The organism is Collimonas fungivorans Ter331 (genome assembly GCF_000221045.1).
GTDB classification, from domain to species: Bacteria; Pseudomonadota; Gammaproteobacteria; order Burkholderiales; family Burkholderiaceae_D; genus Collimonas; species Collimonas fungivorans_A.
This window is the reverse complement of sequence record NC_015856.1, coordinates 2,305,815-2,325,843: the sequence shown is the minus strand read 5'-3', so window position 1 is coordinate 2,325,843 and position 20,029 is coordinate 2,305,815. Positions and strand designations below refer to the sequence as shown.

Genomic DNA, 20,029 nt, shown 5'->3' with positions numbered 1-20,029 from the left:
TCGGCTCCGGTCTGGTTTCATGGTGGTAGCTGCAGATTGATCAAACGCCGCAATTGCCGCGCATTGCGGAAACCGCAGTTGCGCGCGACGCGTTCTTCATCGATTCTTTTTTCCAGCAATCCGCGCGCGATCGCCAGGCGATAGTTTTCCAGGTAGCCGTGCACGGTATAACCAGTCTTTTGCTTGAACTGGCGTTGCAGCGTCCTGGTGCTGGTATGCACCTCGCCAGCCAGCCGGACGGCGCTCAGCTGTTCGTTAAACCGGGCGTGCAGGATCGCCAGCACCTTGTCGATCACGCTGCTCTCTGCGGCCTGCGCAAACAGCGGCGCGCTGCGCTGGTTTTCCGCGCCGGCGCGCTGCATGAACATCACCAGGCTGCGCGCAACCGCGTTGGCGATCGCCGCGCCGTGATCGCTTTCCACCAGGTGCAAGGCCAGGTCCATGCCGGCAGTGACGCCGGCCGAACTGACGCGCTGCCGGTCAACCACGAACAAGACGTTGTCGACGATTTGCGCCCGCGGAAAACGGCGCGCCAGCGCTTCCTGGCTCTTCCAGTGCGTCACCGCGCGGTAACCGTCCAGCAGTCCTGCGGCGCCGATCACAAACGCGCCGGTGCACACCGAACCGATGCGGCGCGCGTGCGGCGCGGCGCTCTGCAGCCAGGCCAGCAATTCGCGGTCGGCGCCGGCGGCCTGCGCGCCTTGGCCGCCGGCAACCAGCACCACGTCGAACATATCTGGCGCCGCAGCGGCGAGCGCCGTCGTCATCAGCCGCATCCCGGAACTGGAGCGGATTTCGCCGCCGCGGCTCGACAGCACGCTGATCGCATACGCCTGCGCATAGCCGGTCTGCTCGCCCAAGATGCGCGCCGCCATTGCAAATACTTCGCTCGGCCCGGCCACGTCGAGCATCTGGACATCGTCGTAGGCGATCAGGGCAATTGCATGAGTGTGAACTGGCATAAGAATTCCTTGTCGAATGTAATTCTAGTCAGAACGCATGCAGGCAGAACGACAAATTCGCGCAGTTGCGCGCCAATCATCGTTGCCATGCCGGGCGCATCTTGTTTGTTATGCCTTGCATTTTCTTGCAAACGATATTTAGTTGTTCCAAGTAAATATGGACGTGGAAATTGCGCAACAAGATAGTTAAATGATGTCAATTGTCAGGTTTCTTTACCAAGAACGATTTAAGATCAAATTGTCTCCATACAAAAGAGGTGCCGACATGGGATGGCTTAACAGATTGGCGATCAAATATATCCAGACGCCTGAAAAGCTGGCAGAAAATGAACTACGCGATACACGCCTGGCGCTGTATCAGTCGGAAAGGCAATTGCTGGAAGCCGAAATGCGGGTCGATTATTACCGCAACGTCCTCGGTTTCCTCGAAGCGATCGCCGCCGATGGCGTGGAAAGCGTGGCCAATTCGCAGAGGCCCAAACAGTCGCCTCAACCACAAGGCCCGCAACGGCTTACACCGGATCTGAACTCGTACCGCGGAGCAGCCTGACGCTCCGCTCTTGTCTCGACTCCAGCAATTCCGGCGAGCGCGTATGGCAATCGCTTGTGCTCGCTGCACCGCTGTCGCCGGGAACGATTTCACGGTGATTCAGGACCTGCCGCCATCGGCGGTTTGCCGTTCCTTTTTTTCACTCTTTCCCCTGCCGGCCCCAGCTCCTGCCATCTAAGTGCGCTGCCGTACAGACCGTGCGGCAACCCAGGCAGATGCTGTTCATGCTGAACGCCAGCATCCAGCACCGCGTTCTGCCGATTGTCCACATCACTCCAGGAGATAGCCATGAACAAGGATCAGGTGAAAGGCCGCGTCAAGGAAGCGGAAGGCAAGATCAAGGAAACCGCCGGCAAGATTGCCGGCGACAAGCGCCTGGAAGAGAAAGGCAAGATCGATAAAACCGTCGGCCAGGTCCAGAAGGAATATGGCGACAAAAAACACGACACGCACAAGCACCATTGAATCCATGATTGACAGGAGTCAGTCATGAATCCCATCGACAAAGCCCGCTTCTTTTACAGCCAGAACTATCGGAAAATTGCCGGATGGGTCCTGGAGCCCGGGAAAAAGATCATCCTGGGCGACCAGGAGAACCAGCTCTGCCGCTTCTGCGGCAAACGCGCTCCCGACACCAGTTTCCGCCTCTCCGCCCACGCCCTGCCCGAATCCTTGGGCAACAAGAGCTTGTTCTCTGCTTACGAATGCGACGAATGCAACGCGCTTTTCGGCAATGGCATAGAGAATGACTTCGGCAACTGGTCCAAGCCCATGCGCACCTTCGCCCGCATCAGGGGCAAAAACGGCATCCTGCCTTTCAGGCATGGCGACAGTAAAGCGGCGCCCTGCCAGTTCGAAGATGATCCGCTGGTTGCGGTCGACCTGCATACCAGGGAAATCATGTTGCAGCTCAGGCGAGATGCCCATGCTCCGCTTGCCGTGCTGAAGGCTTTCGTAAAAATGGGATTGTCGGTGCTGCCCGACAGCGAGATGCCGAATTTTGCGCAGGCTGTCGCCTGGATCAGGAAACGCGATCATCTCGATGGATTTGCCTTTCCCGTCATCCATACCTTTGCGCCGGGCCTCATGCCGAACGACAGGATCAGCGTCTTGCTGATCCGACGCAAGGACGGCAGCAGCGCCGCGGCTTACATGTTCTTCATCCTCGCCTACGGCAACGAAATGTTCCAGGTCATGCTGCCGTCGCCGGGACGCGACCTGGCGCCAAACGCCATCAGCTCCGCAGAAAGCCTGGCGCCCTACCCGTTCCCGCCGCCGAGCGCGCGCTTCGACGCGCCCAGGTTCCAATTCCTGGATCTCAGCGGGCAGCAACTGGTGCATGGCGAGACGGTATCGATGCCGATGGATTCGGATAAAAAGGAAAAAACCTTTGCCAGGCCCGCACTGTTCGCCGGTCCGGCAGCGCAGTCTGCTTTCGCCAGCGACAATTAGATGGCAACCTCAACCCGTCCGCAGGCGGTAGCCACCGATCAAGTGGTTTTCTTGCTCGACGTCGACAATACCCTGCTCGACAACGATCGCTTGCGCGACGAGCTGATGCAGCATATTGAACGGGAATTCGGCGCCGGCAGCGGGGACAGCTATCAGCAGATCCTCGAGCAGCTGCGGGTGGAACTCGGTTATGTCGACTACCTGGGAGCGCTGCAGCGCTTTCGGCTTGCGCACATGGACGATGCGCGTGTCTTGCTGATGTCTGCCTTCTTCATCGACTACCCGTTCGCCGACCTGATCTATCCCGGCGCGCTGGACGCCGTCGCCCATCTGCGCCAATGGGGGCGCACAGTAATCCTGTCGGACGGCGACGTCGTCTTCCAGCCGCGCAAAGTCCAGCGCTCGGGCTTGTGGCAGGCAGTCGATGGCCGGGTGCTGATCTACGTGCACAAGGAAGACATGCTGGATGCCGTCGCCCGAAAATATCCGGCCCGTCATTACGTCATGGTCGACGACAAGCTCAGCCTGCTGGCGGCAATGAAACACAGCTGGGGCCAGCGCCTTACCACCGTATTTCCGCGCCAGGGCCATTACGCTCACGATCCCGCCATTATTGCCGCCTACCCGGCGGCCGACATCAGCGTCGAGCATTTTGCAGACCTCGTCACTCACGATTTTTCTGCGCTAGCGGCGGCAGCCTGATTAAGCTTATTTCCGCGCCGGTTTGAATTCCAGGATTTTCATGGGCCGCGCCAGGCTTTGCGGCCTGGAGCCATTTGCTTCCCATGGCGCATTTCCCTGGTCCAGCCGCGCATGGATGTCGGCCACGGTCCAGTGCGCGCCGCCCTTGATTTTTTCCAGCTCATCCCAGCCTATCGGCACGGACACGCCAAGGCCCGGCCGGGCCCGCACCGACCAGGCCGCCGCCGTCGTCGCACCGAATCCGTTGCGCAGGTAATCGACGAATATTTTCCCGACCCGGTTGCGCGCGCCGCTCCTGGCGACAAAACGATCCGGCAAAGCGCCGGCAAGATGATCCACGATGGCATGCGAAAAATCCTTCACCGTATCCCAGCCATGCTGTTTCTTGATCGGCACCACCACGTGCAGACCTTTGCCGCCGCTGGTCTTGATCACGGCCTCCAGCTCCAGTTGCTGCAGGAAAGCGCGCAGCAGCAGAGCAGCTTGCTGCACCGATTCCCATGTGGTTTTTTCGCCGGGATCGAGATCGAAAGTCATGCGGTCGGGTTTCATGATGGACGTCTTGAGCGCATTCCATGTATGGAATTCAAGCACATTCATTTGCGCCGCCGATAGCAGTCCTCCGGCTCCGGCGATTTCCAGCAAGGGCGGATGGCCAGGGTCCAGCGCCGTCGCCAGCTGGCGCACGCCATGCATCTTGATCTCGCCCAGGTGCTTCTGGAAGAACAGCTGGCCGGCGAGCCCGTCCGGGGCCCGCAGCAATGACACCGGCCGGCCCTTCAGGTGCGGCAGCATCAGCGGCGCAACCAGGCCGTAATAGCGTATCAGCTCGATTTTGGTGATGCCGCTGGCAGCGTCGATCACGCGTTCGCCGTGCGTGACTTTCAGCGATTCGAGCGTCTTGCTTTGCGGCTCTGCGGCAGGAATATGCATGGCGTTCTCCCGGTTGATTGCCTGCGGCTGTTTATCGCTGCGCAAGCCATGGAACACGGAATGGCGGATATGGCCGTCGGCGGTCCATTCGGCGAACGACACTTCCGCCAGCAGCAGCGGCTCTACCCAATGCACTTTTCGATAGCGTCCGGTGGCGCCGCTGAAAGGACTGCTGGCGGCGGATATTGCCTTGAGTTTGTTTGCCAGCGCCGCCAGGCCGCGCGCATCGAAGCCGGTGCCGACATTTCCCGCGTAGCGCAGCTTGCCGTGGGCATCGTGCACTCCCAGCAGCAGCGAACCTATGCCGATGCGCGAGCCTTGCGGATCGGTGTAGCCGCCGATGACAAACTCCTGGCGCTGGGTGCATTTCAGCTTGATCCAGTCGGTGGAGCGGCGCGTGACATACAGGGAGTCCTGCCGTTTGCCGATCACTCCTTCCAGGCCCATCCGGCAGGCGGAGGCGACGATATCCTTGGCGCTGACGTCAAACGCATCGCTGAGGCGGACCGGCGCCGGCGTTTTTGTGTTGAACAGGGATTGCAGCAGCTTGCGCCGCTCACGCAGCGGCACGCCGCGCATATCGTAACCATCGTAAAAAGGCAGGTCGAACAGGTAGTAGCTGACGGCTGCAGCGCTGCCGGCACTATCGAAGGCCTGCTGCAGGCGCTGGAAATCGGGCAAGCCGCGCTCATCAAGCACGACGATTTCGCCGTCATACCAGCCTGCCGGCAATTTCATCCGTTGCAGCGCAGCTGTCAAAGCCGGTAACTTTGCGGTCCAGTCATTGCCGTTGCGCGTGTACAAGCGCAAGGATTTGCCGCTGACCCGGGCCAGCAGACGATAACCATCGAACTTGATTTCATATAACCAGCCCGCGCCGCCGGGTGCGGCGTCAGCCAGGGTCGCCAGCTGCGGCGCCAGATGCGTGGGCAATGCGGCCTTGACCGCGCCAGCCGGCATTTTTGCGTGCTTGCGCGGGCTGGCGGCAACCGGGGCCGGTTTCCGTTCTTCTTTGACAGCCAGTCCGGCGACGCTGTCCGGCATTTCATCCACAACGCTGTACGTCAGCGCCGGCCGCGCGTAGTCGTCTTTTTCCTTGATCAACAGCCAGGCTTCTTTTTTTTGGCTATCCGGTTTCATCCGTATCAGGGCCCAGCGCCCGTGCAATTTGTGTCCGCGCAATTCGAATTTCAGATGGCCGCTCCGGTATTGCTTGAGCGGGTCGCCGTCGACAGCTTCCCAGCTGCCTTTGTCCCATATGATGACTTTGCCGGCGCCATATTGGCCGGCCGGAATGTCCCCCTCGAAGCTGTTGTAGGAAATCGGATGGTCCTCGACATGCACCGCCATGCGCTTGTCCTTGGGATCCAGGCTGGGTCCCTTGGGAATCGCCCAGCTTTTCATCGCGCCGCCGAGTTCGATGCGGAAATCGTAGTGCAGCCGCGAGGCCCAATGCTTTTGTATGACGAACGCGCGCCCGCCGCGGCTGGCCTGCCCTGCCGTAGACGGCTCCGGGGTGACGGTGAAATCCCGCTTTTTCCTGTAGCTTGTCAATGGGTCGGACATGGGCGGCGTCAGGCTGTTGAACGTTTAGGGGAAGGTTTGCCCTTGGCTGCCGACGTCCTTTTGCTGGCCGGGGCTTTGGCCGAACGCGGCTTGGCGGCTTTGCCTGGGCTTTTGTTCAGGCTGCGCTGAAGCATTTCGGTGAGGTCATAGATCTTTGCGCCGGCGGTATCGGCGGACGCTGTTTCCACTTCGCTGACCGCAGCGGTGTCGCCAGCCTTGATTTTTTCCTCGACCAGTTTCAGGATCTGTTCCTTGAACGTATCGGTGAAATCTTCAGCCTGCCAGCGCTGGCTCATTTCACTTACCAGCTGTTTCGCCATCTGCAATTCCTTGGCAGTCAGGCCGGCGGCCTTGCTGCCCGCCGGCGGCAGGTCCAGTTCGTCCCAGCTGCGCACCTCGTCGCCCCAGCGTAGCAGCTCCAGCACCAGCGCCGGACCGACCGGCGCCAGCAGGGCCAGGTGCTGCTTGGTCTGGATCACCACCTTGGCGATGCCGACCTTGCCGCTTTTGTGGAGTATCTCGCGCAACAGCGCGTACACTTTGGCTGCTTTGTTGATAGGCGCTATGTAATAAGGCCGCTGCAGGTACACAAAAGGAATATCCGTCGCGGCGACAAACGCTTCTATTTCAATAGTCTGCGTGGTCTTTGGATAGGCGGCAGCGATTTCTTCCTGCGACAGGACCACGTACTGCCCTTCCTCATAAGCGATGCCCTTGACAATGTTTTCGCGCGCCACCTCCCGGCCGGTTCTTTTGTTGACGCGCTTGTAGCCGACCGGATCCATCGAACGCTTGTCCAGCCAGTCGAAATCCAGCCCCTGCTCGGACGTCGCCGCATGCAGGGCGACCGGAATATGGACCAGGCCGAACGATATCGCCCCTTTCCAGATCACGCGCCGGCTCATCTCATGCTCCTATATTCCTAGACTCAGATGCGGCCAGTCATTTTTCAGCGTCGACGCTAGCCTTTAGCTGCGTCGCCATTTCCAGGCGCTCCTGCAGGCCAGGCAAATTGCTGGCGGCAAACTGCTTGATGTCGGCGTCCTTGGCGCCGGCGGCGGTTTTCTTGAATAGGCTAACCGCGTCCTTGTGGGCCGATACGCCAATCATGCCGGCGTACTGCTTGTCGAATGTGGGGCCTTGCAGCTTGCCGAGAATTGCGATTTTTGCTTTTTGCGCCATTCCGGGTTCATCCGGCACGCTGACATTTTTAGAGGCGGCCAGCGCCTTCAGTTCGTCGCCGACCTTGCCGTGGTCGGCGATCATCTTTTCGGCAAAACTCTTGACTGCCGGATTGCTGCTCTTCTCCAGGGCCAGCTTGCTGGCATCGATTTCGGCGTGGCCGGCATGGGCGGCATCGGTCAGGAAGCTTTTATCCTGGCGCGCCAGGCTGTCTGCCGCCAGCGCCTGGCTTGCGCTGAACGCCAGTCCAGCCAAGACGGCGATTCCCAGCATGGCGATCAATTTCCTGGACGATTGTGGATGAAACAGGCGGGCTTGCGGACGGAAGGACGAGATCATGGTTGCTCCTAAGTAGCGAATCGGTAGCTCCACTCTACCCATCGCCCAATATGAAAAATATCAGACAAGGCCGTCCCCTGCTGTAAGAATCGATGAGGTTTGTAGATAACATGGCAACTCGGCGCGATGTCCTACACGACATTCAGCGACTGTCCGATAGCCCGCCATGGCTGCCCCTCTTAAGCTGGATTTACACGATGCGGCAAAACGGGAGCAAGCATGAGCGACATTACGCAAGCGCAGATACGCGACAACTATAGCAAGGAACTGAACAGCCGCTTCAAGCAGCTCAGGAGATGGGCAATGGACAACTGGCCGTTGCCCGACCAGCCTCTGACTACGGCCGATTTCAGCGCGGCGGAACATGAAATCCAATTGCTGCTTGGCGCCAAACTGCATTCGCAGTTGCCGGCCAGCAGGCCGGAAGACTTCGAGCCGCAGTATCTGCCGGTGACGCCGGCCCCTTGGCCTTGATTGCAACGGGACAGCGCATGAGTGCAGTCAACCGCAATGAAAAAACCTGGCAGCACAGCAGCCGCAGCCGAGAGCGGCGGCAGCCGGCCACCGCCAGGCCACCTATACATTTACAAGGAACCTCCATGAGCGCCAATGACAAACAGCAAAAAAATGTCCGTTCCGGCAAGCACGACAGTCCCGATGAAATCACACTCGACAATGCCAATGAAATGTCGTTCCCGGCCAGCGACCCGGTAGCTTCCTCCAACATCACGCGCGTCGCCGAAGCGCCGGACATGGCCGCCGCCGCGGCCGACCATCAAAACAGCAATGCGGTAGAAGGCGGCGTCGACAGCGGCAAGCCGCCGGCAGCCAGCCTGAGCCACATGAACATCGCCATCCTGGTCACCGACGGTTTCGAGCAAGCCGAGCTGCTGGATCCGAAAAAAGCGCTGGAAGAAGCCGGTGCCACCGTCCATGTCGTTTCCGACCAGAGCGAGAGCGTGCAAGGCTTCCAGCATACCGAGAAAGCCCTGCGGGTAAGCGTCGACAAGGCGCTGGCCAAGGCTCTGCCGGAAGATTATGCGGCAGTGCTGCTGCCGGGCGGCGTGGTCAACGGCGACGCGCTGCGCATGTCGCCGCAGGCGCGCGGCTTCATACAAAGCATCAACAAGGCGGACAAGCCGATTGCCTCGATCTGCCATGGCGGCTGGCTGCTGATATCGGCCGGCATCGCCAAGGACCGCACCGTGACCAGCTGGCCGAGCCTGCAAGACGATTTCAGGAATGCCGGCAGCACATGGCTGGACAAGGAAGTGGTGCGCGACCGCAATTTCGTTTCATCGCGCAAGCCTGACGACATCCCGGCGTTCAACCAGGCCTTCATCAGCCTGCTGCGCGAACAGCAGCAGGCTGCATCTCACCCCGGACAAAAGTGAACGCCATGCCGCAGAAAACGATAAATGTGGACGGCAAGACACCGCGCAAGAAGGACGGCGACCCGCTGCTGCCGAATGAAAGAGACGAGACCCCGGACCAGCAGGCAGCCAGGCCGCGCAAGAAGATGAAACAGGCGTTGACCGACCTGAACAAAGGCCTGGTCGATACCGACCTGCACGGACAGCGCGGCGTCGAAAAAGTAGTCCGGCGATCGATGAAACACCAAGGAAATAAATAAATCTCGCGTTGCGCCAATGCAAGCGCGCTGCCTTATTTTTTAGGATCGGCGGCGGCAGCAGCTGCGGCCGGAGCCGGCTCGAATTTCGTGATCACGTAACCGACCGGTATCCATTTATCGCCGGCCTGCACCATGGACACTTTTTCAACGGTCGGCGCTTTGGCAAAACGTCCGGCAAACGCGATATTCAGGTACTCTCCCGGCGGCAGTTCCGGCGGGTTGGTGACATGAACGATTTGCGCCCACTGGCGGCTGTTCAGCGGCCCCAGTTCCGTCTTCACCGCACTCACGTATTTCAGCCAGTCTTCCTTGCTCGTGCTTTTCTGCATGGCGGTGCCGCTGCTGCTCCACATCCGTTCGGCCTGGTTGCTGTCGGCCAGCGCTATCCATTGCGAGGCGGTAGCAATGGCGCCGTCGATCGACGCCGTGCCCTGGGCAAATGCGGAATTCGCGGCGAACAGGCCGGCCAGGGCAAATCCGGCAGTGCAAGAAATCTTCTTGAGCGATAGCAAAGTAGTCATTTTTTTCTTTCCGTGAAAATTGATCCGGGTTTTCAGAAAATCGACAGCGGCCGGCGGCGGCTGAATTTTGCCAGAAAGTCTAGCATATCCGTTTTTATTGGCAGCCGGCCGCCACCCCTTGGGAAGTCAGCTCCATTAAATAAAAGAACGCGATGCAAGACTGTTTCCAGAGTTGCTGCGTTATCATTGAGTTATGTATCCAACCCCGTCCCGCTACATAAAACCAGAGCAATGGGCCGTGACTGTCCTGCGCACCCTGGACAGCTGGTGGCGCATGCTGCACCTGGTCGGCATCGCGCTGGCCATGGGCGTGTCGCCGTCCACCTATCACCGGGCCAACCGCAGCGCCACCTACCGCTACATCTACAGCGGCACCTGGCAGATCCTGCCATGGTTCACCCTGCTTTCGACCTTGCTCAGCCTGGTGCTGATCCGCATCGTGCTGGTCACCGCGCTAAGCTACGGCCTATCGCGCTATGCGCTGGAAATGATGGTGCGGGTGCTGGTGCTGGAGCTGATCCCGTTGTCGGCGGCGCTGTTCGTGGCGCTGCGCGCCGGCCTGGCATTCAAGGGCGCGCAGCTGCCGGCAACCGCCGCCGGCCAGAGCGCGACGGCGCCGGACATAGCGCAGCTGCAGCAGGACCTGGTGCCGCGCGTCATCGCCAGCGCCTTCTCGGTAATGAGCCTGGCGACAGTGAGCGGCATGATTGTCTTGCTGCTGGCGTATGTCAATGTCTACGGCGTCACTCCCTGGGGCCTGCTCGACTACACCCGCACCGTGGGGCGGGTGTTCGATCCGGCGGTGACGCTCGGTTTCGCCCTGAAAACCCTGCTGTTCGGGCTGGCGGTAGCGATCATTCCCACGGCTGCGATCCTTGAAAGCGCGCGCCGCCACACTACGCTGTCATCCACGCTGCAGCCTGGCGCCACGCGCCTGCTGTTCGTGCTGGTCCTGATCGAGGTCGGGGCGCTGGCGGTGAAATACATTTAATCTGGAAAACAACCATGGCACTCGCCCCTGATTCCCCGCCTGTCCGGCCGCCCGCCAATGTTGAACTCAAGGCGTTGCTGCTGCTGATCCTGATGGCCGCGCTGGTATGCGGTTTTGTGCTGTACGTGATGTATGCGCGCGGGGTATTCGAAAGCACCCAGCGCCTGGTGCTGGTGGCGGACGATTCCGAGGGCGTGCTGGTCGGCATGGACCTGACTTTCTCCGGCTTTCCTATCGGCCGCGTGCAGCGCATAGACCTCGGTGCGGACGGCAAGGCGCGCATCCTGATCGACGTCCCGCGCAAAGACGCCAACTGGCTGCGCACCAGCAGCGTATTCACGCTGGAGCGCGGCCTGGTCGGCGACACCCGCATCCGCGCCTTTACCGGCGTGCTCGACGATCCGCTGCTGCCGCCGGATTCGGTGCGCACCGTACTGCGCGGCGACACCGCGGCGGAAATTCCGCGCCTGGTGGCGACCGCCAGGGAACTGCTGGAAAACCTGCAGACCATCACCGCCGCCGACTCCAGCCTCAACACCAGCCTGGCCAATGTACAGGCCATGACCGGCCGCCTGAACGGGCAATACGGCGTGCTGGGCGGCGCCCTCGGCGGCGACGAGAACGCCAAAAAAATCATCGCCACCCTGGACCGCGTCAATGCGCTGCTGACCAAGGCCGACCAGCGCGTCTTTGGCCAGCCCGGCCAGCGCGGCGTGATGGACGATGCGCAAGCCGCGATTGTCCAGCTCAACAATGTATTGAGCGATGCCCGCACCAGCCTCAAGAAGGTCGATGCGGTGCTGGCCGAGGCGCAGGCGGTGGGCAGCAATGCCCGCATCGCCAGCAACGACCTGGGCGCGCTGCGCGCCGAAGTCGACGCCAGCTTGCGCAAGGTGACCCAGCTGGTCGACGAAATCAACCGCAAATGGCCCTTCGCCCGCAATACGGAGCTCAAACTGCCATGAAGATCGCCCATCCCCTCGCCGTCGGCGCTGTATTGCCGGCGCTGTTGCTGACCTTGTTGCTGACCCTGGCCGCCTGCAGCAGCAAGCCGCCCGCGCCCGAGTGGCAAGGCAATGCCTTTAGCTCCCTGCAGAGTTTTTCCTCAGCCTATTTGAGCGGCAATACGCGCGTGGCCGATGTGGAATTTGCGCGCGCCCGCGATGCTGTCGCCAGCACCGGCCGCGCCGACCTGGTGGCGCGCGCCGAGCTGACCCGTTGCGCCACGCGCGCCGCCAGCCTGGAGTTCGACAACTGCGCCGGGTTCCAGCCGCTGGCGCCGGACGCCGACGCCGGCGAACGCGCTTATGCAAATTATCTGAATGGCCGGTGGCAGGGGCTGGATGCCAGCCTGCTGCCGCCCCAGCACAGGGCGGTAGTCGGCAGCGGTCGCATGGACAGCGTTGAAGACCCGCTGGCGCGCCTGGTGGCCGCCGCCGCCCTGCTGCAAAGCGGACGGCTGACGCCGGCGGATATCACCAATGCCGTCGATACCGCCTCGGCCCAAGGCTGGCGCCGGCCCTTGCTGGCCTGGCTGGGAGTGCAACTGCAGCGCGCCCAGGCCGCGGCCGACCGCGAAGCCCAGGCGCGCATCCAGCGCCGCATCGACCTGGTGGCCAAGCCTTAGCGCCTGTCAGGGCGGCGGCGTCAGCGCCGCGCAATTCGAGGTGACCGGCAAGCCGGCAAACAATTTCTGCACGAAAGGCTTGGAATCGGCCAGCGAGGCCAGCACCGTGCTGTCATGGGTCTGGCCGGGATAATAATGCTGCTCGATGGTGCTGCCGGCAGCACAGGCGTCTTTCGCGAACAGGTACTGGACCGCGGTCGGGATATCGGTATCCAGGGTGCCGGTGCCGACAAATACCGGCGCCGCGAACTTGACCGTCGGATAGTTGGACGACTGCAGGGTTTGCGTGGCCCAGGCGGTGACGTCGCCGTTGAACACATCGGAAGTGACCAGCTTGTTCTGCATGATGTTGTCTTCAATCGGCCCCAGGCACTGGCTCGCCGCCACCGCATAAAACGTCTTGCCCTTGGCGGTCAGGTGATCCGACAGCAGGAAACCCGGCACTACTCGCTCCGCAGTGGCGTAGCCCAGCCACGCATATGCTTCCAGCGTCCCCAGCACCGAGGTAAAGCCATTGGTGGGGACTTGCGCCGTCAGTGCATTCAGGTAAGCCAGCACGCTTTGCAGCTGGTAGGGAACGCCGGTCGCCACCGTTCCCAGCAGCTTGATTTCAGGCGCGTAGCTGGGCGCGTAGGCGGCAGTGGCGATCGCTCCCTGCGCGCCTTGCGACTGGCCGACGATCACTACCGAACTGGATAACTGCGGGAAATTTTTGGAAACCGCGCGGATGCTGTCGAGCACGCTGTAAGCTTCAGGCCTTGCGTGCAAGTAAGGATGCAGGCCGGGCGTGCCCAATCCCTGGTAATCGGTAGACACCACGGCATAACCTTGCGCCAGCCAGGCGTCCAGGTAATCGACGTCGCGCGGGTCGCGCACCGTCCACGACGGCGCGCAGACATCGGCCACGCCGACCGTGCCATGGGCCCAGGCGATCAAAGGCCAGCCGCCGACCGGCGGCGCGCCCTTGGGCAGCTGCAGATCGCCGGAAACGTAGATGGCGGTCTTGCCGTCGTCGCCGTCGGTCGAACTGTACAGGATGCGCACCGCCTGCGATGCATTCGGCAGCACCTGGCTGGCCGGCAGCGGTTCCTGCTGCAGCAGCACGCCAGGCGCGCTGGGTAAAACCGCATTCCAGCGGTAAAACGCGGATACGCCGCCATCGGCGGTGAACGCTTTCGATTGCGGCACGACGTTATCGTCGCCGCCACCGCCGCAGGCGCAGAGCGCCAGACCAAGCAGAGCGGCGGCAACCAATTTCGAAGGATGGCTGAACTGGGTATGGCGCATGACTTTGTCTCCTCATTTATCAGGCTTCTTTCGGAACCTGCTGCGCCTGGCCAATCCCGCGTTGCGCGGTGCTCGCAATCCTCATGTACTAAAGTACACTCCGGTTGCTGCGCTCCGGGCGCCTTGTCTTGGCCACGCTCGCTACGGTTCCGAAAGAAGTCTGTTTTTGTAAATTGAGCCGAGTCCAAAATGGCTGTTGCCATTATGCATCATAATTTACGAGATTCGCGCTACCCGGACCGCGTCAGCGCAGCGATTCCTGCTGCAGCCAGTCGCAAAAATGCTTGATCAAAGGCTGCTCTGCCTGGTGCCGCGCCACTATCCACCAATAACTCCTGGCGCGGATCACCGGTTCAGCCAGTGGCGTCACCAGGCGGCCGCTGGCCAGCTCATCGCTAATCAGCGGCAACGGCCCGAGCGCCACGCCGAGGCCGTCGACCGCGGCCTGCAAGGCTAGGTAAAAATGGTCGAACGATTGTTTTTTCTTGCACAGGGCTGGGGCTACATTGGCTTCCGCCAGCCATTTCGGCCAGGCGTCGGGACGCGTATCCGAATGCAGCAAGGTATGCGCCGCCAGGTCGCCTGCGCTGCGGATGGGCGCACGCGCCAGCAATGCCGGGCTGCAGACCGGCAGCTCGCTTTCTTCCAGGAATTCGCCGCTGATGCAGTTCGGCCAGTGTCCCGGGCCGCGCCGTATAGCAACGTCGAACAGCTCGCCCGATTCGCCCAGCGGCTGCTGCGAAGTGGAAGTCGACAGCTTCAGCTCGACCCCCGGATACAGGCGCTGGAATCCGCTCAGTCGCGGCAGCAGCCAGCGCATGGCAAAGGTCGACAAGGCATTGATGTGCAGCACCCGCACCGTGCCCGATTCCCGCAGCAGCTTGGTGGCGGCAGCGATATTGTCGAATGCCGCCTGCACCGTCAGCAGGTAGCGCCGGCCGTCGTCGGTCAGCTGCACTCGCTTGCCGAGGCGGTGGAACACTTGCATGCCGAGCCAGGCTTCCAGCGCCGCCACCTGGCGGCTGACCGCGCCATGTGTCACATGCAGCTCTTCGGCGGCGGCCGAGAAATTTTCAAAGCGCGCCGCGACTTCAAATGCGCGCAGCGCTTGCAGGGGAGGAAGTTTACGGGACATTCTTGTGATTATAAATCACAACCGGCATGTAAAAAAGTCGATTTGTAAGATCCCCAGGCTTCTGTAACATGCGTCTATCGAATCAATAATTACCAGTTCTTTTAGTGAAATGGCCGATTTCTCCGGAAAACGCCGAGAAATTGGCCCCTTGTGATAAATCCTGAGAGATGACATGAACAAGACTACGGATGCGGTTACAGATTTTTGGGACGCCAAGCAGTACATGCACTTCGGCAATGAACGCTTGCGTCCCGCCCTCGACCTGCTGGCTTATGTGCCGGAGCAGGAACCGCAGCGCGTGGTCGACCTCGGCTGCGGCACCGGCAATATTTCTGCCTTGCTGAAGGCTCGCTGGCCGGCCGCCGACGTGCTGGGCGTCGACAGCTCGGAAAACATGCTGGCGGCAGCCGCCGCGGCGGTGCCGGAATGCCGCTTCGAGCGCGCCGACCTGGCGCACTGGCAGCCAGAAGGATTGCTGGATGTGATTTATTCCAATGCGACGCTGCAATGGCTGCCCGACCATCCCGCCTTGTTCCCGCGCTTTCTGTCTTTCCTGCGCGGCGGCGCCTGGCTGGCGGTGCAGATGCCGGCGATGCATGATGCACCGCTGAGGAAAATGCAGGCGGAGCTGGCCAGGTCGCCAGCGTTTGCGCCTCACCTGCGCGGAGTGCCGCAACAGCCGTCGATCCTGACCGCGGAAAACTATTACGACCTGCTGCGCTCCCGCGCCAGCAAGCTGGATATCTGGGAAACTACCTACTTGCATACCTTGCGCGGCGAAAATGCGGTGGCGGAATGGGCCGCGGGCACCAGCCTGCGGCCTTACCTGGAAGCGCTGCCGGAAGACAAGCGCGCAGCCTTCCGCGCCGCCTATGCGGAAACGATGCGGGAAGCCTATCCGCAACGCGAAAACGGCGTCACACTGTTGCCATTCAAGCGGCTTTTCATCGTCGCCAACGTCTGATCCAAAAATACACAGTGACCGCACAATGACTACAGAATCCATCGCTACTGACCAAGACCTAACGCCCGCCGCGCCTTCCACCCGCGAGCTGTTCTTCGGCTTCCTGACACTCGGGCTGATCGGCTTCGGCGGCGTGCTGCCGCTGGCGCGCCGCATGATCGTCGAGCAGCGCCGCTGGCTGAACCCGGTGCAATTCACCGACATGCTTGGCTTGTGCCAGTTTCTGCCGGGCGGCAACATCATCAACCTGTCGGTGGCGATAGGCTTGCACTTCCGCGGCGTCGGCGGCGCCTTGGCGTCCCTGCTGGGACTGATCTTAGCGCCATCGGCGATCGTGATTGGGCTCGGCGTGGTCTACCAGCGCTTCCAGGACAATCCCTCGGTGCAGCATCTGTTCGCCGGCCTGGCCGCGGCAGCTTCCGGCCTGCTGATCTCGATGGCGCTGAAAATGCTGGTTCCGATCCTCAAAAAACCGCTGCCGCTGTTCATCGCCAGCCTGTTTTTTATCTCGATCGCCCTGCTGCGCCTGCCTTTGCTGCCGACCATGCTGGTGCTGGCCCCGCTCAGCGTGATCGCCGTCTGGAAGCTGCCGTCATGACCGATACCCTGCTCGCCCTTGCAACGATTTTCAGCCAGCTGTCGCTGCTGGCTTTTGGCGGCGGCAATACCATCCTGCCGGAAATGCAGCGCCAGGTAGTCGACATCCACCACTGGATGTCGCCCCAGGATTTCAGCGCCATGTTCGCCCTGGCGCAAGCCGCGCCAGGTCCGAACATGATGGTGGTGACGCTGGTCGGCTGGCATGTCGCCGGCTGGCCCGGCGTGCTGGTCACCAGCCTGGCCAAGTTCGGTCCGTCGTCGCTGCTCACCGGCGTGGTGCTGCACCTGTGGCAACGCTTCAAGGACCGTCCGTGGCGCGCCACGGTGCAAGCCGGGCTGGTGCCGATGACGGTCGGCCTGGTGGCCGCCAGCGCCGCCCTGATTACCGAAGCCTCGACCCATGCCTGGGGCCTGGCGGCAATCGCCGCCGCCTGCGCCCTGCTTACCTACAAGAGCAAAGTGCATCCGCTCTGGGTGCTGGCGGCAGGCGCGCTGCTAGGCTTGAGCGGGATAGGTCAGGTATAGTCAGGACTGGACAGCCGCCGTACGCTGGCGGCCATTTTCACACTGCGGTCACTCCCGCCCGACCATCCATGCAAATTTCCGGCATCCACCACGTCGCCATCATCGCCTCCGATTACCAGCGTTCCAGGCGTTTTTATACCGAGCTGCTGGGCCTGGCCATCGTCGCCGAAACCTACCGTGAGCAGCGCGACTCCTACAAACTCGACCTGCGCACCCCGGACGGCGTGCAGATAGAGCTGTTTTCCTTCCCTTCGCCACCGCCGCGCCCGAGCCGGCCGGAAGCCTGCGGCTTGCGCCACCTGGCGTTCCGCGTGCCCGACGTAGCCGCTGCCGTCCAGGAACTGCGCGGCCAGGGCATCGCCGTGGAAGACATCCGTATCGACGAATTCACCGGCAAGCGCTTCACTTTTTTCGCCGACCCCGACGGATTGCCGCTGGAGCTGTATGAGCAATGAACAGTCCGAGTAGTCGTTCTGACAAGCATGGCGGCATTACACTGGTCCTAAGCCCGCCCACCTGTTAGACTTCCCTCCCTTTTAAGCTGGCGACAACCTCATCGTGAAAACCTCTTCTTTCTCCACCCTCCCGCTGGCGCCGGCGTTACTCAGCAACCTGGATAGCCTCGGCTACCATGAAATGACCACCATCCAGGCGCAGAGCCTGCCGGTGATCCTCGAGCGGCGCGACCTGATCGCCCAGGCCAAGACCGGCAGCGGCAAGACCGCGGCTTTCGGCATCGGCATCCTGCACAAGCTCAACCCCAGCTATTTCGCGATCCAGGCGCTGGTGCTGTGCCCTACGCGCGAGCTGGCGGACCAGGTCGCCAAGGAACTGCGGCGGCTGGCGCGCTTTGCCGACAACGTCAAGATCCTGACCTTGTGCGGCGGCACGCCGATGGGCCCGCAGATCGGTTCGCTGGAGCATGGCGCGCATATCATCGTCGGCACCCCGGGACGCATCCGCGACCACATCGGCCGCGGCAGCATCAACCTCGGCACCGTGCAGACGCTGGTGCTGGACGAAGCCGACCGCATGGTCGACATGGGGTTCTACGAAGAAATCTCGGGCATCGTCAGCGCCTGCCCGGCGCGCCGCCAGACCTTGCTGTTTTCCGCCACGTATCCGGACGACATCCGCAAGGCCAGCGCCGAATTCCTGCGCGACGCGGTCGAGGTCAAGGTCGAAGCGCAGCATGATACCGGCCGCATCGAACAGCGCTTTTACGAAGTCTCCTACGAAGGCCGCAATGCCGCCGTGGCGCAGCTGCTGAACCACTACAAGCCGGTCTCGACCATCGCCTTTTGCAACACCAAGATCCATTGCCGCGAACTGGCCGACGAATTGCGCGCGCAGGGTTTCAGCGCGCTGGCGCTGTACGGCGAGCTGGAGCAGCGCGAGCGCGATGAGATCCTGGTGCGCTTCGCCAACCAGAGCTGCTCGGTGCTGGTGGCCACCGACGTCGCCGCCCGCGGCCTGGACATCCAGACCCTGGGCGCGGTCATCAATGTCGACGTTTCCAAGGACACCGAAGTCCACATCCACCGCGTCGGCCGCACCGGCCGCGGCCAGGACCGGGGGCTGGCGCTGAGCTTGTGCGCGCCGAACGAAAAGAAATGGGTCAAGCTGATCGAGGACTATCAGCAAGGACCGGTCAGCTGGTTCGACCTGGCGGCGCTGGAACCGGCAGCGGGCGAACCGCTGACCGCGCCCATGCTGACGCTGTGCATCATGGGCGGCAAGAAAGACAAGCTGCGCCCGGGCGACTTGCTGGGAGCGCTGACCGGCGATGTCGGCCTGAGCAAGGAACAGGTCGGCAAGATCAGCGTGTTCGAATTCGTCACCTATGTGGCGCTCGACAAACGGATCGCCAAGCACGCGTTCGGCAAGCTGAGCAACGGCAATATCAAGGGCAAGAACTTCAAGATGCGGTTCATCTGAAGCGAGGCGCCGCAGGCGGCATCAGACACGTGAACAAATCAACAATTGTTTTTGTATGTTCACTCAATCCCCTCGGCGGCAAAAGTGTGTTAAATTTCCTAATGGAAACTTTTTTGTGAGCGCGGAAATCCGAGGCCCGCGCCGCAACTGAAGCCAAAAAAGGCATACAGGTTTTGATTCCAAATGCTAGCTGATGTGACGTTGCAATACCGTTTCCCAGGCCCCTCTCTGACAATGGCCTGATTGCGGTCTTGCAGCAGAAGAAAAGAATTTCCTTCCATGAAAAACACACATTTTTTACGGGAGTGCAGGTATGTTTAGTTGGCAAGAGCAACAAATGCAGTCTATGTTGAGCGCGAAATCCGCGCCCGTCCTTTTTAACGCCTTGTCCGGAGTCGCCAAGCAGCTCGGCTTCGATTACTGCGCATACGACATGCGCCTGCCCTGGCCGGTGGCCGAGCCCAAGGTAGTCAGCCTGAACAACTACCCCACCACCTGGCAGCAGCGCTACATGCAGGAGCGCTACGACAAGATCGACCCCACCGTGGCGCATGGCAGGCACTCGAACCTGCCGATGGTCTGGTCCGACAAGCACGTCGCCAGCAACCGTTCGTTCTGGGAAGATGCACGTTCGCACGGCCTGCACGCAGGCTGGGCGCAATCCTGCCATGACGCCAAAGGCATCTCGGGCCTGCTCAACCTGTCGCGTTCGGACGACAGCGTCTCGCACAAGGAATTGCGCGAAATTTCACTCAAGCTGTCATGGCTGGTGGGAGTTGCGCATGAAGGCCTGTCGCTGCTGCTGATCGAAAAACACATGCCGGAAGCCGCCACCCAGCTGACTTCGCGAGAAATCGAAGTGCTGCGCTGGACCGCCGACGGCAAGACTTCGGGCGAAGTCAGCGAGATCATGAACATCACCGACCGCACGGTGAATTTCCATATCTCGAACACCTTGAAAAAACTCAACGCCACCAACAAGACCGCAGCGGCCATCAAGGCCGCCAGGCTCGGCATCCTGTAACCGCAACCGGCGCTGCCCCCAAGCGCCGGAATCCGACGCAACCCCTGTCAATCCGGCCCTGGCCGGATTTTTTTTGCCCATTCCCTGTCTGATTCCCC

The 20,029-nt window shown here is 61.4% G+C and carries 24 protein-coding genes; 16 read left to right on the top strand and 8 right to left on the bottom strand.

The annotated features are described in order from the left end of the window. Positions 1–17: 17 nt before the first annotated feature. Positions 18–962 carry a GlxA family transcriptional regulator gene (locus CFU_RS10220; protein WP_014005964.1) on the bottom strand — a complete coding sequence of 315 codons (945 nt, stop codon included), beginning with the start codon at positions 960–962 and terminating at the stop codon, positions 18–20. A gap of 190 nt (positions 963–1,152) precedes the next feature. Here CFU_RS10220 and CFU_RS10215 point away from each other — a divergent pair, with 190 nt between their 5' ends. Further along, complete coding sequence (locus CFU_RS10215; RefSeq protein WP_014005963.1) at positions 1,153–1,512, top strand: hypothetical protein; 360 nt, start codon at positions 1,153–1,155, stop codon at positions 1,510–1,512. An 89-nt stretch (positions 1,513–1,601) separates the two neighbouring features. Here CFU_RS10215 and CFU_RS24420 read toward each other — a convergent pair whose 3' ends face one another. Further along, a complete protein-coding gene (locus CFU_RS24420; RefSeq protein WP_148264798.1) occupies positions 1,602–1,802 on the bottom strand; it encodes a hypothetical protein in 201 nt (66 codons plus the stop codon). Here CFU_RS24420 and CFU_RS10210 point away from each other — a divergent pair. The 3 genes from CFU_RS10210 to CFU_RS10200 are packed head-to-tail and all read left to right on the top strand — an operon-like array spanning position 1,801 to position 3,666. Then, positions 1,801–1,977, top strand: coding sequence for a CsbD family protein (locus CFU_RS10210; RefSeq protein ID WP_041741685.1), 177 nt, complete (start codon positions 1,801–1,803; stop codon positions 1,975–1,977). The two genes, CFU_RS24420 and CFU_RS10210, sit on opposite strands and share 2 nt — an antisense overlap. A 24-nt stretch (positions 1,978–2,001) precedes the next feature. Beyond that, positions 2,002–2,964, top strand: coding sequence for an HNH endonuclease (locus tag CFU_RS10205; protein ID WP_014005961.1), 963 nt, complete (start codon positions 2,002–2,004; stop codon positions 2,962–2,964). After that, on the top strand, positions 2,965–3,666 hold the full coding sequence (locus CFU_RS10200) for an HAD family hydrolase (RefSeq protein WP_014005960.1): 702 nt from the start codon (positions 2,965–2,967) through the stop codon (positions 3,664–3,666). 6 nt (positions 3,667–3,672) lie between these two features. Here CFU_RS10200 and ligD read toward each other — a convergent pair whose 3' ends face one another. From ligD to CFU_RS10185, 3 genes are read right to left on the bottom strand one after another with little or no spacing between them, the layout of a single operon-like run. Continuing rightward, positions 3,673–6,165, bottom strand: a complete 2,493-nt coding sequence (gene ligD, locus CFU_RS10195) for a DNA ligase D (protein WP_014005959.1) — start codon at positions 6,163–6,165, stop codon at positions 3,673–3,675. Positions 6,166–6,173: 8 nt separating this feature from the next. Then, positions 6,174–7,070 (bottom strand): Ku protein, encoded by an 897-nt coding sequence (locus tag CFU_RS10190; protein ID WP_014005958.1) that lies wholly within the window; start codon positions 7,068–7,070, stop codon positions 6,174–6,176. Between the two features lie 37 nt (positions 7,071–7,107). Further along, on the bottom strand, positions 7,108–7,686 hold the full coding sequence (locus tag CFU_RS10185; protein ID WP_050808540.1) for a DUF4142 domain-containing protein: 579 nt from the start codon (positions 7,684–7,686) through the stop codon (positions 7,108–7,110). A 219-nt stretch (positions 7,687–7,905) separates the two neighbouring features. On the opposite strand from CFU_RS10185, the gene CFU_RS10180 reads away from it, so the two are divergent. The 3 genes from CFU_RS10180 (at position 7,906) to CFU_RS10170 (ending at position 9,319) form a co-directional block, all read left to right on the top strand. After that, positions 7,906–8,160, top strand: a complete 255-nt coding sequence (locus tag CFU_RS10180) for a hypothetical protein (protein ID WP_014005956.1) — start codon at positions 7,906–7,908, stop codon at positions 8,158–8,160. A gap of 125 nt (positions 8,161–8,285) precedes the next feature. Then, the gene (locus CFU_RS10175) at positions 8,286–9,080 is read left to right on the top strand and encodes a type 1 glutamine amidotransferase domain-containing protein (protein ID WP_425304696.1); all 795 of its coding nucleotides are present in this window, start codon (positions 8,286–8,288) and stop codon (positions 9,078–9,080) included. A gap of 5 nt (positions 9,081–9,085) precedes the next feature. Beyond that, on the top strand, positions 9,086–9,319 hold the full coding sequence (locus CFU_RS10170) for a hypothetical protein (protein ID WP_041743271.1): 234 nt from the start codon (positions 9,086–9,088) through the stop codon (positions 9,317–9,319). Positions 9,320–9,351: 32 nt separating this feature from the next. Here the strand turns inward: CFU_RS10170 and CFU_RS23275 are convergent, their stop codons facing one another. Next, entirely contained in the window at positions 9,352–9,840 is a 489-nt protein-coding gene (locus tag CFU_RS23275; RefSeq protein ID WP_014005953.1) for a DUF4019 domain-containing protein, read from the bottom strand. A 238-nt stretch (positions 9,841–10,078) separates the two neighbouring features. On the opposite strand from CFU_RS23275, the gene CFU_RS10160 reads away from it, so the two are divergent. From CFU_RS10160 to CFU_RS10150, 3 genes are read left to right on the top strand one after another with little or no spacing between them, the layout of a single operon-like run. Further along, a complete protein-coding gene (locus tag CFU_RS10160) occupies positions 10,079–10,831 on the top strand; it encodes an ABC transporter permease (RefSeq protein WP_238531427.1) in 753 nt (250 codons plus the stop codon). 14 nt (positions 10,832–10,845) lie between these two features. After that, positions 10,846–11,796, top strand: coding sequence for an MlaD family protein (locus CFU_RS10155; protein WP_014005951.1), 951 nt, complete (start codon positions 10,846–10,848; stop codon positions 11,794–11,796). After that, entirely contained in the window at positions 11,793–12,458 is a 666-nt protein-coding gene (locus CFU_RS10150) for a hypothetical protein (protein WP_041741683.1), read from the top strand. Before CFU_RS10155 ends, CFU_RS10150 begins: the two co-directional genes overlap by 4 nt. Positions 12,459–12,464: 6 nt before the next feature. Here CFU_RS10150 and CFU_RS10145 read toward each other — a convergent pair whose 3' ends face one another. Both CFU_RS10145 and CFU_RS10140 read right to left on the bottom strand, forming a co-directional pair. After that, positions 12,465–13,745, bottom strand: a complete 1,281-nt coding sequence (locus CFU_RS10145) for a lipase family protein (protein WP_014005949.1) — start codon at positions 13,743–13,745, stop codon at positions 12,465–12,467. A gap of 244 nt (positions 13,746–13,989) precedes the next feature. Beyond that, complete coding sequence (locus CFU_RS10140; RefSeq protein ID WP_014005948.1) at positions 13,990–14,880, bottom strand: transcriptional regulator GcvA; 891 nt, start codon at positions 14,878–14,880, stop codon at positions 13,990–13,992. Positions 14,881–15,052: 172 nt separating this feature from the next. Between CFU_RS10140 and CFU_RS10135 the strand changes: the two genes are divergently transcribed. The 6 genes from CFU_RS10135 to CFU_RS10110 all read left to right on the top strand — a co-directional run bounded on the left by CFU_RS10135 (position 15,053) and on the right by CFU_RS10110 (position 19,931). Continuing rightward, complete coding sequence (locus CFU_RS10135) at positions 15,053–15,844, top strand: methyltransferase domain-containing protein (RefSeq protein ID WP_014005947.1); 792 nt, start codon at positions 15,053–15,055, stop codon at positions 15,842–15,844. Positions 15,845–15,869: 25 nt separating this feature from the next. Then, a complete protein-coding gene (locus CFU_RS10130) occupies positions 15,870–16,442 on the top strand; it encodes a chromate transporter (RefSeq protein WP_014005946.1) in 573 nt (190 codons plus the stop codon). Next, positions 16,439–16,969, top strand: a complete 531-nt coding sequence (locus CFU_RS10125; RefSeq protein WP_014005945.1) for a chromate transporter — start codon at positions 16,439–16,441, stop codon at positions 16,967–16,969. Before CFU_RS10130 ends, CFU_RS10125 begins: the two co-directional genes overlap by 4 nt. Positions 16,970–17,037: 68 nt before the next feature. Next, a complete protein-coding gene (locus CFU_RS10120) occupies positions 17,038–17,424 on the top strand; it encodes an SMU1112c/YaeR family gloxylase I-like metalloprotein (protein ID WP_014005944.1) in 387 nt (128 codons plus the stop codon). A 103-nt stretch (positions 17,425–17,527) separates the two neighbouring features. Then, complete coding sequence (gene dbpA, locus CFU_RS10115) at positions 17,528–18,907, top strand: ATP-dependent RNA helicase DbpA (protein WP_014005943.1); 1,380 nt, start codon at positions 17,528–17,530, stop codon at positions 18,905–18,907. A gap of 337 nt (positions 18,908–19,244) precedes the next feature. Further along, a complete protein-coding gene (locus CFU_RS10110) occupies positions 19,245–19,931 on the top strand; it encodes an autoinducer binding domain-containing protein (RefSeq protein WP_238531426.1) in 687 nt (228 codons plus the stop codon). Positions 19,932–20,029 lie beyond the last annotated feature (98 nt).

What these genes read in the sequence shown, in the direction of transcription:
- CFU_RS10120 (WP_014005944.1), top strand. Translation starts at nt 17,038, where the DNA reads ATGCAAATTTCCGGCATCCACCACGTCGCCATCATCGCCTCCGATTAC.
- CFU_RS10200 (WP_014005960.1), top strand. Translation starts at nt 2,965, where the DNA reads ATGGCAACCTCAACCCGTCCGCAGGCGGTAGCCACCGATCAAGTGGTT.
- ligD (WP_014005959.1), bottom strand. Translation starts at nt 6,165, where the DNA reads ATGTCCGACCCATTGACAAGCTACAGGAAAAAGCGGGATTTCACCGTC.
- CFU_RS10215 (WP_014005963.1), top strand. Translation starts at nt 1,153, where the DNA reads ATGATGTCAATTGTCAGGTTTCTTTACCAAGAACGATTTAAGATCAAA.
- CFU_RS23275 (WP_014005953.1), bottom strand. Translation starts at nt 9,840, where the DNA reads ATGACTACTTTGCTATCGCTCAAGAAGATTTCTTGCACTGCCGGATTT.
- CFU_RS10145 (WP_014005949.1), bottom strand. Translation starts at nt 13,745, where the DNA reads ATGCGCCATACCCAGTTCAGCCATCCTTCGAAATTGGTTGCCGCCGCT.
- CFU_RS10180 (WP_014005956.1), top strand. Translation starts at nt 7,906, where the DNA reads ATGAGCGACATTACGCAAGCGCAGATACGCGACAACTATAGCAAGGAA.
- CFU_RS10140 (WP_014005948.1), bottom strand. Translation starts at nt 14,880, where the DNA reads ATGTCCCGTAAACTTCCTCCCCTGCAAGCGCTGCGCGCATTTGAAGTC.
- CFU_RS10135 (WP_014005947.1), top strand. Translation starts at nt 15,053, where the DNA reads ATGAACAAGACTACGGATGCGGTTACAGATTTTTGGGACGCCAAGCAG.
- CFU_RS10110 (WP_238531426.1), top strand. Translation starts at nt 19,245, where the DNA reads ATGCAGTCTATGTTGAGCGCGAAATCCGCGCCCGTCCTTTTTAACGCC.
- CFU_RS10130 (WP_014005946.1), top strand. Translation starts at nt 15,870, where the DNA reads ATGACTACAGAATCCATCGCTACTGACCAAGACCTAACGCCCGCCGCG.
- CFU_RS10170 (WP_041743271.1), top strand. Translation starts at nt 9,086, where the DNA reads ATGCCGCAGAAAACGATAAATGTGGACGGCAAGACACCGCGCAAGAAG.
- CFU_RS10125 (WP_014005945.1), top strand. Translation starts at nt 16,439, where the DNA reads ATGACCGATACCCTGCTCGCCCTTGCAACGATTTTCAGCCAGCTGTCG.
- CFU_RS10220 (WP_014005964.1), bottom strand. Translation starts at nt 962, where the DNA reads ATGCCAGTTCACACTCATGCAATTGCCCTGATCGCCTACGACGATGTC.
- CFU_RS10150 (WP_041741683.1), top strand. Translation starts at nt 11,793, where the DNA reads ATGAAGATCGCCCATCCCCTCGCCGTCGGCGCTGTATTGCCGGCGCTG.
- CFU_RS10205 (WP_014005961.1), top strand. Translation starts at nt 2,002, where the DNA reads ATGAATCCCATCGACAAAGCCCGCTTCTTTTACAGCCAGAACTATCGG.
- CFU_RS10155 (WP_014005951.1), top strand. Translation starts at nt 10,846, where the DNA reads ATGGCACTCGCCCCTGATTCCCCGCCTGTCCGGCCGCCCGCCAATGTT.
- CFU_RS10185 (WP_050808540.1), bottom strand. Translation starts at nt 7,686, where the DNA reads ATGATCTCGTCCTTCCGTCCGCAAGCCCGCCTGTTTCATCCACAATCG.
- CFU_RS10175 (WP_425304696.1), top strand. Translation starts at nt 8,286, where the DNA reads ATGAGCGCCAATGACAAACAGCAAAAAAATGTCCGTTCCGGCAAGCAC.
- CFU_RS24420 (WP_148264798.1), bottom strand. Translation starts at nt 1,802, where the DNA reads ATGGCTATCTCCTGGAGTGATGTGGACAATCGGCAGAACGCGGTGCTG.
- CFU_RS10190 (WP_014005958.1), bottom strand. Translation starts at nt 7,070, where the DNA reads ATGAGCCGGCGCGTGATCTGGAAAGGGGCGATATCGTTCGGCCTGGTC.
- CFU_RS10210 (WP_041741685.1), top strand. Translation starts at nt 1,801, where the DNA reads ATGAACAAGGATCAGGTGAAAGGCCGCGTCAAGGAAGCGGAAGGCAAG.